The 14,390-nt window shown below is 34.2% G+C and carries 14 protein-coding genes, 2 tRNA genes and 1 pseudogene; 10 read left to right on the top strand and 7 right to left on the bottom strand.

The window, feature by feature from the left end:
- Positions 1-131: 131 nt before the first annotated feature.
- Positions 132-350: a TA system antitoxin ParD family protein gene (locus tag BWZ41_RS06440; RefSeq protein ID WP_143689829.1), complete on the bottom strand. Its 219-nt coding sequence runs from the start codon at positions 348-350 to the stop codon at positions 132-134.
- Positions 351-469: 119 nt separating this feature from the next.
- The gene (locus BWZ41_RS06435; protein ID WP_143689828.1) at positions 470-2,533 is read right to left on the bottom strand and encodes a WD0745 family porin; all 2,064 of its coding nucleotides are present in this window, start codon (positions 2,531-2,533) and stop codon (positions 470-472) included.
- Positions 2,534-2,864: 331 nt separating this feature from the next.
- On the opposite strand from BWZ41_RS06435, the gene BWZ41_RS06430 reads away from it, so the two are divergent.
- The gene (locus tag BWZ41_RS06430; protein WP_143689827.1) at positions 2,865-4,178 is read left to right on the top strand and encodes a lipase family protein; all 1,314 of its coding nucleotides are present in this window, start codon (positions 2,865-2,867) and stop codon (positions 4,176-4,178) included.
- A gap of 42 nt (positions 4,179-4,220) precedes the next feature.
- On the opposite strand, the gene BWZ41_RS06425 is transcribed toward BWZ41_RS06430, so the two are convergent.
- The 4 genes from BWZ41_RS06425 to BWZ41_RS06410 all read right to left on the bottom strand — a co-directional run bounded on the left by BWZ41_RS06425 (position 4,221) and on the right by BWZ41_RS06410 (position 6,620).
- Positions 4,221-5,048: a 3'-5' exonuclease gene (locus tag BWZ41_RS06425; protein WP_063630733.1), complete on the bottom strand. Its 828-nt coding sequence runs from the start codon at positions 5,046-5,048 to the stop codon at positions 4,221-4,223.
- Positions 5,041-5,925: a GTPase Era gene (era, locus tag BWZ41_RS06420; RefSeq protein WP_143689826.1), complete on the bottom strand. Its 885-nt coding sequence runs from the start codon at positions 5,923-5,925 to the stop codon at positions 5,041-5,043. Before era ends, BWZ41_RS06425 begins: the two co-directional genes overlap by 8 nt.
- Positions 5,926-5,969: 44 nt before the next feature.
- Positions 5,970-6,446 carry a hypothetical protein gene (locus BWZ41_RS06415; RefSeq protein WP_143689825.1) on the bottom strand — a complete coding sequence of 159 codons (477 nt, stop codon included), beginning with the start codon at positions 6,444-6,446 and terminating at the stop codon, positions 5,970-5,972.
- A 101-nt stretch (positions 6,447-6,547) separates the two neighbouring features.
- Positions 6,548-6,620 (bottom strand) — tRNA-Gly (locus BWZ41_RS06410).
- Between the two features lie 152 nt (positions 6,621-6,772).
- On the opposite strand from BWZ41_RS06410, the gene BWZ41_RS06405 reads away from it, so the two are divergent.
- The 9 genes from BWZ41_RS06405 to BWZ41_RS06355 all read left to right on the top strand — a co-directional run bounded on the left by BWZ41_RS06405 (position 6,773) and on the right by BWZ41_RS06355 (position 13,164).
- Positions 6,773-7,408, top strand: a complete 636-nt coding sequence (locus tag BWZ41_RS06405; RefSeq protein WP_143689824.1) for a ribonuclease D — start codon at positions 6,773-6,775, stop codon at positions 7,406-7,408.
- Positions 7,409-7,475: 67 nt separating this feature from the next.
- On the top strand, positions 7,476-7,802 hold the full coding sequence (trxA, locus tag BWZ41_RS06400; protein ID WP_017532188.1) for a thioredoxin: 327 nt from the start codon (positions 7,476-7,478) through the stop codon (positions 7,800-7,802).
- 39 nt (positions 7,803-7,841) lie between these two features.
- A tRNA-Ile gene (locus BWZ41_RS06395) sits at positions 7,842-7,918 on the top strand.
- An 819-nt stretch (positions 7,919-8,737) separates the two neighbouring features.
- A complete protein-coding gene (locus BWZ41_RS06380) occupies positions 8,738-9,436 on the top strand; it encodes a hypothetical protein (protein ID WP_143689823.1) in 699 nt (232 codons plus the stop codon).
- Positions 9,437-9,683: 247 nt separating this feature from the next.
- On the top strand, positions 9,684-10,154 hold the full coding sequence (locus BWZ41_RS06375; RefSeq protein ID WP_143689822.1) for a hypothetical protein: 471 nt from the start codon (positions 9,684-9,686) through the stop codon (positions 10,152-10,154).
- 215 nt (positions 10,155-10,369) lie between these two features.
- Complete coding sequence (locus BWZ41_RS06370; protein WP_143689821.1) at positions 10,370-11,029, top strand: CADD family putative folate metabolism protein; 660 nt, start codon at positions 10,370-10,372, stop codon at positions 11,027-11,029.
- 22 nt (positions 11,030-11,051) lie between these two features.
- Positions 11,052-11,438, top strand: a complete 387-nt coding sequence (locus tag BWZ41_RS06365; RefSeq protein ID WP_143689820.1) for a dihydroneopterin aldolase — start codon at positions 11,052-11,054, stop codon at positions 11,436-11,438.
- A complete protein-coding gene (gene folP / locus BWZ41_RS06360) occupies positions 11,435-12,688 on the top strand; it encodes a dihydropteroate synthase (protein WP_143689819.1) in 1,254 nt (417 codons plus the stop codon). Before BWZ41_RS06365 ends, folP begins: the two co-directional genes overlap by 4 nt.
- Positions 12,685-13,164, top strand: coding sequence for a dihydrofolate reductase (locus tag BWZ41_RS06355; protein ID WP_143689818.1), 480 nt, complete (start codon positions 12,685-12,687; stop codon positions 13,162-13,164). Before folP ends, BWZ41_RS06355 begins: the two co-directional genes overlap by 4 nt.
- Before the next feature lie 278 nt (positions 13,165-13,442).
- Here the strand turns inward: BWZ41_RS06355 and BWZ41_RS08735 are convergent.
- A pseudogene (locus tag BWZ41_RS08735) lies at positions 13,443-14,332 on the bottom strand (PGAP1-like alpha/beta domain-containing protein).
- Positions 14,333-14,390 lie beyond the last annotated feature (58 nt).

The following is a 14,390-nucleotide window of genomic DNA, read 5'->3' as shown; positions in this document are numbered from 1 at the left end:
GATCAAAAGCTGGATTCCAGTGTCAAGCACTGGAATGACAAGAAAGGGGTGCTGGGATAACAAGGAGAGAAATACTGATATGACAAAAATTGGCACTGAGACGATAGAAAAGGAGCACTTATGGAATATGGCTACAAAGGCTTATACTCTTCAATATTGCCTAATTTAGCATCCTCAATACCTGAAAGGATTTCTTTGATGATATTATAGCTTAGCTCAGGGTTATCTTCAGCAATCTGACCAATCTTAGCCCAATGTTCGATTTGTTGCGGTACAGAACTATTTTGCAATATGGAATGAGACTGCACTATTTTCTCGAACTCCCCATCAAGATTTACTGTTATACTCATTAGATTATTACTTCCTAGTTTTAGCTATTATATCATATATTGGAAATTTTTTCAACATTTTGAAAGTGCATAGTGAAAACACACACCACATTCAAGCTGTGGTGTGTATTGTTAAATAACTAGAAAGAAAACTTCACACCAGTGAGGAGAAGAACTCCTTTGTTAGAAGGTACCTCAGCACCTTTTTGATCTTTCAGCGCACCTTTTTCATCAGTCATAAAATAATGTAAGGCTGCATAAGGAACAAATTTGCTCTTATTGCAAGAAGATAGATCATACTGAACACCAAGTGCAATATCATGAAGCATATCTTTATCATTCATTCTGCTACCAAAGTATGTCAAGCTTGTGTAGATATTATCATATTGATAACCAGCACCTGCAGTCCAATACATAGTGTCTTTACCGCTCCCATCAAACTGAGCTTTCAGCCCTATTACTCTTTTATCAGTATCAGGAAGAGATTTATATTCATCAGGGTTATTACCAGTACCTTTTATCAGCGTTTTAATACTCTTAGGTTGCCCCGACTTGCCCAAGTATGCAAAAGAGGCAGCAAATTTTACACTTTGATCTTCATCAATCTTATAATCAGCGCTTGCACCTAAATTAACACCCATCAAGTTATTGTACTCTATGAATTCCTTATAAAGATGCTTATCTTTACTTGGCTCTTTTGCCAAGCCAAACTCACCAACTACGGAAGTTTTAACTTTTATATTATGTTTACTAAAGTCATATTCATATGATGCACCAGCACTTATTATATGCTGGTAATCTGGTCCAACATGTCTTAACGTTTCCTCATTCTTTACCTCATCTTGCTTTTGAGCATTTTTAGAAAGAACTGAATCTATTTCTTTTACAACGGATAAACCACTATCATAGCGAGGTGAGTAGCTAAGACCAAATCTTGCACCCATATAATTTGGTGAGTAGTAAGCAGCTCTAAACGGCAATGTGGTCATAACGTCTTTGTTGTATTTTCCTGCCATACGGAAGGAGAGTTTTTCGCTCTCGCTCGAGAAGCTTTCAGTGTAAAGACGTGGTGTTACGTAAAATGGGAAGTTTGCAGCACTTCCTTCTAAGTTTACTTTTCTGAACCAGTCACTATCTGCAGCTCCATCAACAGTTGCAATTCTTGTTGCATCAAGTCTCATCAAAGACTCAGGACCAAACTGATAGCCAAGTTTCAGATCACCATATTTTGAGTTCAAAAACACATGTGCACTTCTACCTCTTGCAGCATTCACGCCTTGTGAAGCTCCTTTACCTTCAGTAACTGGAACATGGAATTGTACATCGGCACCATAACGAAGACCAATATCCTCATTTTTATTTTCAGCTCTTAAGTGCAATATTGCATCTGAAACCATGCCCATGTTTTCACTGTAATCACCAATATTCCCTATCCCTTTAGGAAATATTGGATTTGCTCCTTTTATACTATCTGGAGTATTGTTAAAATAATCTGTAGATTTACCTGGCATAACATTATAATGGTTATAGCCACTTAGCCCATGGTTACCATAACCTTGAGAATCAACAACGCCACCGAAAGTTATTCTTAAACCATCCCCTTGATTGGTATTGATAATATCAACCCCACCAACTGAAACAACAGGACTTGCCTTACCTTTTTCCTCTGTATTGCTGTTAACAACTTTTACATCCTTTTTTATATCTTTAGCTTCAATTTTAGCATTCTTAGTTTTAGAATCCTTAATTTTTGACTTTTCTACATTAGAATTTTTAGTGCTTAGAGCTTTCGCCTTTGAATCCTCTATAAGCTTTGCTTTTTTCTCTTTTGCTAGCCTAATTTCATCTTTTTTCTTTTGTTTTGCTACTAATTTTAACTCTTCTTTTTTCTTCTTTTGTTCAGCGGCTAATTTTAACTCCTCTTTTTTCTTCTGCTCAGCTGCTAATCTTAGTTCTTCTTTTTTCTTAAGCTCCTCAGCTTTTTTTCTTGGATCAGCATTACATATCCTGTCCATTTTTTCTTTTAGTTTCTTATTTGACGTCTTCATCACTTCCATCTTTCCAGAAGTTTTGGTTGACTCGTTACTCTCTTGCTTTTTTATTTCCTTCATACTCTCGTCAGAAAAGTCAGCAGCAAAGCCACTGAAAGAACATAAAGTCAATAGAGAAGCTAGAGCAGTTCTAGTATAAATAGATTTTTTCATGAAGTGCCCCCAAAAAATTTTAAAATCATAACACAAATAGTATAAAGGTGTTGAAAATCCAACTTAAAGCAACCTTATAGCGAAAATAAAAGTAAAATGCAATACTTTAAAAGCAACTTTCTTAATACGCTCAACGTGTATATTAACCAAAATTTAGTACAGAGGTTTGCTTGTTAGTGTATTATAACTCTATACTTATTCTATGGAAGTAAAATTTACTCAAAGTAAAAGCATAAAAAGATTAAATTATTAATATAAATTATTGATAATAATATTAATTTGTATTACAGTTGGTAGATTATTGTTTTATTTTTGACAGATTGGGGTACTTATGGATTTTAGTTTTTTACGCAATTGGTTTAGCACTACAGGTGCTGCTACAGGCTCAGAGCCAGGTAATACTGAACAGCCAGACTCTATCTCAGTAGATGATGGCAAATACGAGATGAAAGAATATGACGATGAATTTGAGATCATTGAAGATTATGAATTTATAAATCGTGCTGATCCAAATGAGCCATGTTCTTTACCTTCTGACTATAAAATAGATGAAAGTATTGTAAAAATTGCAGGATTTGATAGAGAGAAATTATTAGAAATGGGTAATTTCTGCAAGATAAGCTATGGCGATGATGATGGTAAATTAAGTAAAAAAAGATGTAACAACCTAGCTCAAAGAGCGTACAAAACTGAATTTGAAATTGTAGAAGATTTTGAAATTGTTCCATCTACTGAAAAAATGTATAAAACTAGAGCTGAACTCATCAGCGAAGGTTATGAAATTATTCCATTTGGTAATAGCTTTGAAAAAGATGCTGGTCACGTTTTTATAAAAGGTAAAGAAATAACAATAGCTTACCATGGCACTCGTCTGAGCCAGAGTTTTAATGATGGAATTACTGATATAAATGTACTTTTTGCTACTTCGGAATTTTTACCTGAAGGTGGAAGAATTCATTGTGGTTTCTATAATTCATTTATGGATTCATGGCCTAATCTGTATGGCATTTTGAAATCTCATGCTGAAAAACAGGGATCAGAAATCAAGGATTTTAAAATTAATCTCACAGGTCACAGTATGGGAGGAGCTATTGCTAAGATAGCTGCTTTATGCCTCAATAAAACAGAAGGAGCTGAAGATGTTCATGTTGCAACTTTTGGTGATCCACGAGTTTTTGATCTTACTGCTAGTGAATTTTATAATGATGTTCTTCAAGAAAAAACCATTAGAGTAACTCAACATAGACAAGACCCAGTACCAGCGGTATCACCTGGTATTTGTGGTTATGCTCATGTAGGTGCACAATTGAGAATATCAGTACCTGAAGGATATTTTGTTCATCAAATAGATGGTTATCATGAAGCCATTAAAATAATGGATGAAAAGGATTTCCGATCGAACAATAACGTTTCTCTCTTTTATTACCCTTCGAGAATATTAAGCCGAATTAACTGTGCAGTTTTAGGTAATGCTCAATATTATGCTGCTAATTTAGGTGATTATATTCTTGGTGGGCAAAATTTTTTCGAGAAAGTAAAAAAGGAATACCAAGATAAAAACTTAGAAAATTTTTCTAAGCTTGAACAAGCAGAAGTTAAGCAAAGGGCACATCAAAATGTCTTTTCTACTACAAGGAGTTTATAACTACTATACAGAGCAATCATTAGATTGCTCTGTAGCATCTATTCATTTAAATTCAATATAAAAATTTTCACCAGAAGTTATTTTCCATTCTTCTTTAAATTTCTTTAGGTGTTCTTTTTTTTCGCATTCTAAAAGCAGTTCTTCTATGCTCTTATTATAGCTTTCTGTAGTAATTCTTCCTTGATGATGCATAAACCTCAAATAAATCAAATAAGTGTTAATCACATCTGTTTCACAATAATCGCGAATCTCTTGTATTTTGCCACTATCATATAAGTCCATAACTTGTGACCCATCGACTCCAATCTTACCAGGAAGATTAAATGCTGCGCAAACTTCGTTCATCTTCATTCTTGCAGAAGCTCCAAAATCAGAGAGAGATTCAAGCAAATCACAATGCCAATCACTACTGTACCTCTGATTGTAACTATTCCACTTATCGCCAGCTTTGTGAAAATATTCTGCTTGAATGCCATGAACCATAGCACGGTACTTCAGTACCGGTATATCAAAAGTGCGTCCATTGAACGAAACTAGTCTTGGCTTTTTCTCTGATATGTAGTTAAAAAATCCCTTTACTAGCTCTTTTTCATTGGAGTTTAATGTGCCTCCAGATCTTATTTCTTGTAGTGTGAACATTTCATAACCGCTCTGGCGTGTTATATTACAAAGTAAAAAACTAATAACTACAACAAGGTGGAGGGGCTGACGCAGAAAAGAGTTTTGCCCGTTTGTTATTTCAAGATGATATTTTGTTAATGCATCCCTCTTTTCTTCTACACTGCTATCATCACTAATATTGAGTAAATTCTTACAGGAATTTACATCTGGTATAGTTTCAATATCAAATACCAACAAAGAATTAAGCATTACTTATATATTCCTCAGGGCGATCAGTCCAAGGTCGCACTTTTACGAACAAAAAGAGATGAACTTTACACTCAAATAACTTTTCCAATTCTGTACGCGCCTCGATATTAATTTTTTTTATGCTACTGCCGTCTTTTCCTAGCACTATTTTCTTATGATTATCTTTCAATACAAATATGATCTGTTTTATGACTAAACTCTTATCTTTTTTTTCCTCAAATTGTTCAGTTATAACAGCTGTAGAGTATGGCAATTCTTCACGTAGGTTCAAGAATAACTTCTCTCTTGTAATTTCTGCTGATAAAAAATCAGATGAGGAATCGGTTACTTGATCTTTTTCATAGAACCAAGGGCTTATCGGTGCAATTTCAGATAAGTAATTCATCAAATTAGAAAGTCCATCATTCTTCAGTGCCGATATCGTAAAAATTTTTTCAAACTTATAAAGCAAATTTAGGTGCTCATGTGCCATCTTGAGCTCTGATTTCTTTACTAAATCAGTTTTATTGATAACCAAAATGCATCTGCCTTTTGTGCGCTCCAGTCGTGCAAATATCGTTTTTATTCTTTCTATATTTTTTAGGTAATTGTTTACATCAACAAGCAACAAAGTAATGTCACTATCCTTAACTGCTCCCCATGCAGATTTAACTAAAGCTTTTTCAAGATTTGTTTCTGCTGAAAACACTCCTGGAGAGTCAGTAAAAACAATTTGCGCATTGTTGCATATAGCAACACCCCTTACCTGCGTCCTTGTTGTCTGCACTTTAGGGGTGACAATTGCAATTTTCTTACCTACAATGCTGTTAATTAATGTAGACTTTCCAGCATTTGGCAAACCAGCTATCGTTACAAATAAGCATTTTTCTTCTTTCACGAAGGAAATTATAAAGAAAACTAAATGCTAACGTCAATTGATTATTATCTAACTAGTCCATCTTCCTCTTTTGAAGAAAAACATTTTCCAACCTTTTCAATTATAGGTGATATAATATACTCACTCACTTTTTCAGCTATTGTTTGTATAATATGCTGTATTGCAAATGCCCCCGCGAAGAATGCTATGGGCGCGATTATTGCACCTGCTAAAGCTGAAGATCCCATTCCAAGCATTATACTTGAAGAAATAGCAGTTGCAGCTGCGGCAAGACCAACTCCAACTGCAGTACTTGCAGCATACCAACAAGCATAAAGGAAAAGGCCTTGTTTAGAAAGTGACCCCTCTTTTATTTGATCAACTATACTATACGCAAAAAGTAAGGTTACAGGAACAGCAGCAACAATTCCACCCATTACCAATGGTGATAGAGTTGTAAAACTCAGCGCTAAGCCTGTAAGTGCTCCTATTGATGTAGCTATACCTGAGAGAAATAACACTGCTTTAGTATCGTCGTCCATATAACCCTCCTAAATAATAATTTTCTAAAAAGCTTTTAGCTACTTTAACCATAGCTGAACTAGTTGAATAAGTGAAGCAATTTTTTTTATGTTAAAAGAAGAGCGGGAGAAGGGGTTCGAACCCTCGACCTCAACCTTGGCAAGGTTGCGCTCTACCAACTGAGCTACTCCCGCAATCAAAATCTATTTATCCTTAATTATAGGTGCATATCATAATTTGTAAACCCTACATACATGAAAATCATGAGAGCACGTTTTCTATGATCTTTTCGTATACTTAAAACTCATTTTTGATTATTATATGTGTCATAAAACATATTAAATTTATGAGAATATTTGTACATAAAGACGACCTGCCAGCCAGCACAATACCGAATGATATAAGATCTATAGCTGTTGATACAGAGGCAATGGGGCTACTTCATGGTAGAGACAGATTATGCCTTGTGCAGCTCTCTTTTGATAATGGCAACGCTCATTTGATTCAATTTAAAAACGATTATACAGCTCCAAATTTGAGAAAAATATTAGGGGATAAAAATATAACCAAAATATTTCACTTTGCGCGGTTTGATGTAAGTATAATACATTATTATTTAAAAACCTGGGCACTGCCTTGCTATTGCACGAAAATAGCCTCACGTTTAGTTCGCACTTATACAGATAGTCATAGCTTAAAAGAGTTGTGCTTAGAACTACTTGATATAAAACTAAACAAGCAACAGCAATCTTCTGATTGGGGAAATGAAAATTTAACAGACAAGCAAAAAAGTTATGCTGCATCTGATGTTTTATATCTCCATAGAATAAAGGAAAAGCTAGATTTAATGCTGGAACGTGAAAATAGAAAAGAATTAGCCGAAAAGTGCTTTGAATTTCTTTCCACTCGTATTGAGCTAGACTTAATGGGTTGGGGAAATGTAGATATTTTTAACCATCAGGTTTTATGCAAAACACTTTGAGTTTGCAAGAATTTAGTTGATTAGCTACTAATTGGTACGCTATATTTTATAAAAATTTAGGTATTTTATGAGTGATGATATTAAAGCGGTAAATGATCAAAATTTCGAATCTGAAGTTGCTAACCACAAAGGATTTGTGCTGGTAGATTTTTGGGCAGAATGGTGTGGACCATGCAAAACTCTGATGCCACGTATCGAGCAGTTAGCCAAGGATAGAAAAGGCAAGATCAAGATCTGCAAATTTGACATAGATGAACAAACTGAAGTGCCAAGTAAGTATGGAGTTCAATCTATACCTACTTTAATCATATTTCAAGATGGTAAGGAAATTGCACGCAAAATTGGCGCAATAAGTGATTTGCAAAGTTGGGTTGATAGTGAAATAAGCGAGTAGACAAATTTCCTTTTGTGTGTATTATAAGTGTTAATAAAAGGGATTGTAGCTCAGTCGGTTAGAGCAGTTCGCTCATAACGAATTGGTCGTAGGTTCGAGTCCTACCAATCCCACCACTGTTGATACGATTGCAAAACCTACCTTCTTACATAAGTTTTTTGTGTTGTTAAAGTACGCAGTATTGCAGTTGTTAGTGTTTGAAAATTCCATTATATAAAAATTACTTTCGCGTATTTTCAATCTAATTATAATTAAAGTTAGAGATATTTTAAGAGCTCAAATTTGTCTGCAGACTTTCAATTAACTTTTCAATAAAAAACGTAGCGTATCTTTTTCAGCGTATACACACATCTGTCATATGTGCGCTGCATTTTTTTCTAATCTTTTTATACAGGAGGATTTTATGTCCAGATATTTGACCTTTACTTTAGCTAATAATGGGTGCCTTTGGTTTTTATAAAGAAAGTGTAGAAAAAAATAAGTTCTAGTAGCAAATTATCTTAGTAGAGATGTTAGCTTTTGAGGTATACTCTGACTTATTGAATAATTCTTTAAATTGATAAAATACTGTTCCTTTTCCTCTATTTCTTTTTCACTATTCTTTCCACATATCACTTCTGTTTTTATCTCTTGATTGAGCGAGCCCTTCTTTTCGATCTGTGAAACATAGTCAACTTCTATTGCTTAATAATATGATTAAACATCTATGTTCTCTTTGAGACACCTTTCCTTGATCAGCTATAGCTGATTACGTTTTTCCTCTAACGTATATCTTAACAAATACAAATTTTTTCATAGAAAACCTGTTTTAGGTACTATTCTTAATCTTTTAATTTATTTATCTACTATATTAGTTGAAATCTTTAATATTTTATGCTACTATTAATATAGATTCATATATTAATCACTAACTTTAATTATTAGGAGAAAACACAATGAGAAATGTATTTAACAAAACAGACATATTATTTTGCACAGCCGGCATTACTGCTATTGTAATTCTAGCAACATCTAGTGTAGCTTCTCTCACAGCTGGTGCTATTATTACTTTGGTTCTATTGGCATCACGCTACGTTACAGTCTATACTTTTGTTGCTTTAGCACTATTATTACTGCCTTATTTGATAGTTTGTTTCCCCGCTGCAGTACCTGCAGCTATTGGTTTATTTATTGGAGTTGCAGCTCTGAAAGTATGTTCTTTGCTACTAAAACACTATGACATATTTTCTGCTCCAGCCATAGTTCTTAAAAAAGTACATATGTACGGAGAGGAGGTATATACAGCATTAAAAGTGGCATTTATATCTGTAAAGAGTGCATTCAGTGATGGTCGTGCGCTTGATCTTTTTAAACGTGACATTCTATTACCACTAGAGAATGTACTGAGTGATAATCGTGCGCTTAATCTTGTTAAACATAACGTTTTATTACCATCAGAAGATATATACACAGCATTGAAAGTGGCATTTATATCTGTAAAGAATGCATTCGGTGATGGTCGTGCGCTCGATCTTTTTAAACGTGACATTTTATTACCATTACAAAAGGTACCTACAGCACTTGCAAATACTGCGTGGAGTCTAGTAGAAAATCTGAGGCAGCAAGTAAAAGTATCTGCAAAAATCCTTATGTAATCTAGGGTCAAACATGGCAAAGCATCAGATTGTACTTTGGTATATTATTTTATCGAGTAAGAAACATATTATATGTCTTTTTTTTTGCTATATTTCTTAAAAATGTAAATAGTTGTTGACTAATGTAAATTTTAGCATTATACTTAATATTTTAAGTAATATCTTTGCGATGTTAACTAATGCTAACTATAAACAAAAAAACCTCAATATTATTATATTAATGAACATCACACTGTCAGTTATCTGTATGGATCTCATATCAGGAAAAAGTTTAACTATGAAAAATATTGAAATAATGTTCCATGGAAGTGTTTCTATATTGTTATCAATCTTAAAATTGCTTACCATTTTCGATAAACAAATTAGCAATAATCTGAAACAAACTTCTAATATTTTTAAAATATGGAGTTTTGTTGAAGATTATATTGCAAAAGATATAAGAAAAAGTTTTTCATTGGAATATTACTTATCAGAAAATGTATCAATAGATGATAAACTTACTAAGTCGCTTGATAACATATTATGTCAGTACTACAAACTTCTTGCAAATGAAAGCATAAAACAAATCTTTCCATGCCATTCAGAAAGTGGAACTAACATTTATAGTAGTGATTTTGTAGAAGATTCAAAACCTTCCTACTATACTTATGATGCTAAATTTACAAATCATTTTTCAGTTACAGATACATCACATTGTCAGAACTTCTATACTAGATAGAACTTAATTTTATAGATAAGACTGAACTGACAAATGGCTATGCACTAAATCTTGTTAAACTTAACATTTTATCACCATTAGAGAATATATATAGAATAAAAAATTAATTTATAGCATATCTATCTTTATATTTATTGGAATTAAAGTAGTAGTGAGAAATGCTTCTTGACATTTGATAAACCTAAGCGTAGCCTAAAACAATTTAGTGTTTATTTATGACATTTGTTCAATCACTTAATAATCAATTAGATAGTTTACACTTATTAAAACACCCATTTTACGAGTCATGGAATGAAGGTAGCTTAAGCCTGCAGGCTCTGCAAACCTACGCTAAAGAATATTATCATCATGTTGCTGCTTTTCCTCGTTATATCAGTGGTATACATTCCTTGTGTCCGAATTTGAAAATGCGGCAAGTTTTACTTGGTAATTTAGTAGAGGAAGAACAAGGCGATGAGAATCATCCAGAATTGTGGAAGCGTTTTGCTGAAGGACTTGGTATTACGCGATCTCAACTTCTTGAGGATGCACAGGTTAAGGAGACACGAGAATTAGTTGACGGTTACTTTGATATTGTAAGATCGGGTTTTGCAGAAGGTCTTGGAGCTCTGTATGCTTACGAACGTCAAACTCCAGAGGTTTCTAAATCTAAAATTGAAGGTCTAAAAAAACACTATTCAATAAATGATGAGCGTTCTCTCAAGTTTTTTACCGTTCATATGGAAGCCGATGAGTGGCATTCTGAAGAATGTGCAAACCTTATTGCAGATTTAAGCGAAGAAGAGCAAGAGAAAGTCATGCAAGGCGCTAAAAAAGGAGCAAAACTCTTATGGGGTTTTCTTGATGGCATGATGAATGTTGATGTTTGTCATTAATTATAAGTAGATACTAAATTCAGTGGTAGCATGTAATCTTCTTATATCTGATTTACGGCTTTGGGTTCATTTGGGATGTAGTGCAGAAGAGAAGTTTTCTCCCCAATTGGTGAGTATTGATGTTGATTTCACTTTTAAATCTCCTCCTTCAGGGCTTACAACTGATCAACTTAAAGATACTATCTGCTATTTGGAAGTAGTGCAAAATATTCAATCTCTTGTTCAGGGCAAGCAATTTAATTTAATCGAGCATTTAACTCATGAGATATACAGAGCCATTAATAACCTTTTGCTGCGAAAGAAGCATATTATTTCTTCTGTCAGGGTGACTACTCACAAAATTGCACCACCAGTTCCTGGTGTGCATGGGGGCGTTTTTTTTACTTACTGTAATGAATTGCAAGAATGATCTATATTTCTATTGGATCAAATATAGGGAATCGCCTTTCCCATTTACAAAGAGCTACTGAGTTACTAAAGAAGCGCTATTTAAAAGACTTAAAGTCTTCGATCATTCTAGAAACTAAGGCTATTTTACCAAATGGTGCTCCACCTGATTGGAACAAGCCATTTCTCAACATGATTGTCTATGGAAGTTGTTCTTCTTCTCCTGAGGAGCTACTAAAAGGCTTAAAACAAATCGAATGTGATATTGGTCGTCCACAGACTCATGAAAAATGGGCACCTCGTGTTATTGATTTAGATATTTTGTTATGGGATGATCTAGCGCTTGATATACCTGACCTTAAAATTCCTCATCCAGAATTGGTAAACAGACCATTTTTGCTCCACTTGATGGCAATGATTAACAAAACATCTGCTTTCAATGTTCAAGATTGTTTTTCAAAGAGTTTTACACTTTCACCAAAGCTTATGGGTATCGTCAACATCACCCCTGATTCATTTTCAGATGGTGGTCTTTATTATGATGCGAATCGAGCAACCAAGCAGTCATTGCAGCTGGTATCAGATGGTGCAAGCATAGTTGATCTTGGAGCTCAATCAACAAGGCCTGGAGCTTCAATAAAGACGCCAGAGGAAGAGTATGAACGTCTAAAACCAGTACTTGATAATCTTAGCGACTATATGAAAAATGGTGATATTGAAGTCAGCATTGATAGTTTTTGGCCAGACGTTATTTTAAACGTTTTGAAGCACTACAATATTGCCTGGGTAAATGATCAGAAGGGAGATCTGAGTAGTAATACCTTAAAAGAAGTTGCTAGCAGTGGGTGTAGTGTCGTTATTATGCATTCACTTTCGATACCACCACATAAGGACAATATTATTCCACATGACACTGACCCAATTGATATCATAAATAATTGGGCAGAGAAGAGCATTAACAAACTACTAGGCCTGGGTTTTGATGAAAATTCAATAATTATTGACCCTGGTATTGGTTTTGGCAAATCTATGTATCAGAATATTCAGATTTTACGCAGTATAGAAACTTTACAAAATTTTGGCTGCAAGGTTTTAGTTGGCCATTCCAGAAAGTCATTTATTTCCTCTTTTTCCATAGAATCTCCCTCTAATAGAGATTTAGAAACAATTGCTACATCTGCTATACTGCAAAATAAGGTTGATTTCCTTAGAGTGCATAATGTACGCGACCACATGAGATTTTTTGTAGCCCAAGCTGTCTTAAAGGGATGAAGATTATTGGAATTATGGCTGTTGACCCTAATGGGGTAATTGGAATAAATAATGATTTGCCCTGGCGTTATCCAAGTGAGTTTAAACATTTTTGTCAAGTGACCGACAAACAAATTATTGTGATGGGAAGAAAGACATTTGAAACCGTGCCTCAAAGCATACTAAAGAATCGTACACCTATTGTTTTCTCTCGTAACAAGTGTTTTAATAGAGACCCAAAATGTACTGTTGTCTCTTCTATGCAAGAATTTCTATCTATTCAAAGTAGTTCTCAAGTTTTTGTGATTGGTGGGGCGCAAATAGCACACCTTTTTTTAGAGCATAACCTAATCTCAGAATTTATTATAACTGAAATTCACAAGCCCCATAAGGGTGATACATACCTCAATTTAGCATTTTTTGATGGATGGAATAAAACTATTCTCGTCAGAACAGAAGACTATACTATATTCAATTGTATCCGTTCAGCAGAGTAGTAAAATAAGGTAAGCGAGAAAAGACAACTATCAGTGCATGACACTGGCTCCTTTATGATGGTCAGTGCCCAGAAACTGGCATCCAGTTAAATTTATGGATCTCAGTGTTAGCTACTTAAATAACAGGGGAGAGCTACTAAATGACATCTTCAATTTCTGTACAGCTACATCGCAAGAAAGGAAGCACTGGCTTTCACATTAGCAAATTCCCTGAATAGATGTATACAATTTAATGCATAATGAAGTGTGACCTTAGCCAAAAAAAAGCAGCAAAAAAGTTAACGCGTTCTAGACGTAACTTTACTAAGTACCATTTCTCTTAATTCTTCAGTCAGTGTGCCACTATCCAAAACACTGTTATGAGGATCATCTCCATATATACACAGATCATCACGAATCTTGATCGGATTACCATTTAATAATCGATCATCTCTCATTGCATTTGCCAACTGTGCAGGAAGTGGTATTAATTTGTCTCTTGCGTGATTAATAATTACTATTAGCGTTTTTTCATTTTGTGACTTTTGTAAATTATCTACTATATCAAAGTCTAAATCGAAGGCTTTTAGTATTCTTTTTAGTAGGAATGAGGGCAGTATACTCAAAATTTTCGTTGAGGCATTGGAAAATGCTCTATTGCTGTATGAAAAGAACTAAAAGTGCTAGTGAAGACAATTCCTCCAAGTTTAACATCTCTATTCGCAAAATGCCTTGATACTTCTGATGCAACTGCTCCTCCAAAAGAATGACCGAAAAGTATAATATTTTCGGGTTTTACACCTTGATTTATTAGTTGATTAATTTTCTCTATTGAAGACTTGAATAAGTTTTGATTCTTATTTAGAAACGGAATCATGAGTAGCAATATAGATAAAAAAACACAAGCTGAAGCTGATAAGACTGCCAATCCAGCTGTTCTAGCTGTTATTGGATTAGTGAGCAGTATGACAGTAGGTGGCAATATTGATGCTAGTAAGCATACGAAGCTGGTTAAGGCATAAGTTATATAATTTTGAAATGCAGCCGGGTATTTGTGTGCATGAGTGTGAAAATTAGGTATATCATGGTGGTGCATGAGCTCAGATTGCATATCTTTACAGAATGTAGTTGCATTTTTATAATTATCCCCTAGTCCATGAAAGAATATAAGATGTATTTCGTTAGGCATTATTCTCACTATAAAATACTTTCAATTATATACTATTCTTATAATTTTGCTAAGCTTT

The sequence above is a fragment of the Wolbachia endosymbiont of Nilaparvata lugens genome (genome assembly GCF_007115045.1).
Classification (GTDB): Bacteria; Pseudomonadota; Alphaproteobacteria; order Rickettsiales; family Anaplasmataceae; genus Wolbachia.
This window is presented reverse-complemented; position numbering and strand designations above follow the sequence as displayed.

Coding starts and splice junctions, on each gene's coding strand:
- BWZ41_RS06435 (WP_143689828.1), bottom strand. CDS start 2,533: ATGAAAAAATCTATTTATACTAGAACTGCTCTAGCTTCTCTATTGACT.
- folP (WP_143689819.1), top strand. CDS start 11,435: ATGATCTATATTTCTATTGGATCAAATATAGGGAATCGCCTTTCCCAT.
- BWZ41_RS06370 (WP_143689821.1), top strand. CDS start 10,370: ATGACATTTGTTCAATCACTTAATAATCAATTAGATAGTTTACACTTA.
- BWZ41_RS06405 (WP_143689824.1), top strand. CDS start 6,773: ATGAGAATATTTGTACATAAAGACGACCTGCCAGCCAGCACAATACCG.
- BWZ41_RS06415 (WP_143689825.1), bottom strand. CDS start 6,446: ATGGACGACGATACTAAAGCAGTGTTATTTCTCTCAGGTATAGCTACA.
- BWZ41_RS06375 (WP_143689822.1), top strand. CDS start 9,684: ATGGATCTCATATCAGGAAAAAGTTTAACTATGAAAAATATTGAAATA.
- BWZ41_RS06355 (WP_143689818.1), top strand. CDS start 12,685: ATGAAGATTATTGGAATTATGGCTGTTGACCCTAATGGGGTAATTGGA.
- trxA (WP_017532188.1), top strand. CDS start 7,476: ATGAGTGATGATATTAAAGCGGTAAATGATCAAAATTTCGAATCTGAA.
- BWZ41_RS06430 (WP_143689827.1), top strand. CDS start 2,865: ATGGATTTTAGTTTTTTACGCAATTGGTTTAGCACTACAGGTGCTGCT.
- BWZ41_RS06425 (WP_063630733.1), bottom strand. CDS start 5,048: ATGCTTAATTCTTTGTTGGTATTTGATATTGAAACTATACCAGATGTA.
- BWZ41_RS06440 (WP_143689829.1), bottom strand. CDS start 350: ATGAGTATAACAGTAAATCTTGATGGGGAGTTCGAGAAAATAGTGCAG.
- BWZ41_RS06380 (WP_143689823.1), top strand. CDS start 8,738: ATGAGAAATGTATTTAACAAAACAGACATATTATTTTGCACAGCCGGC.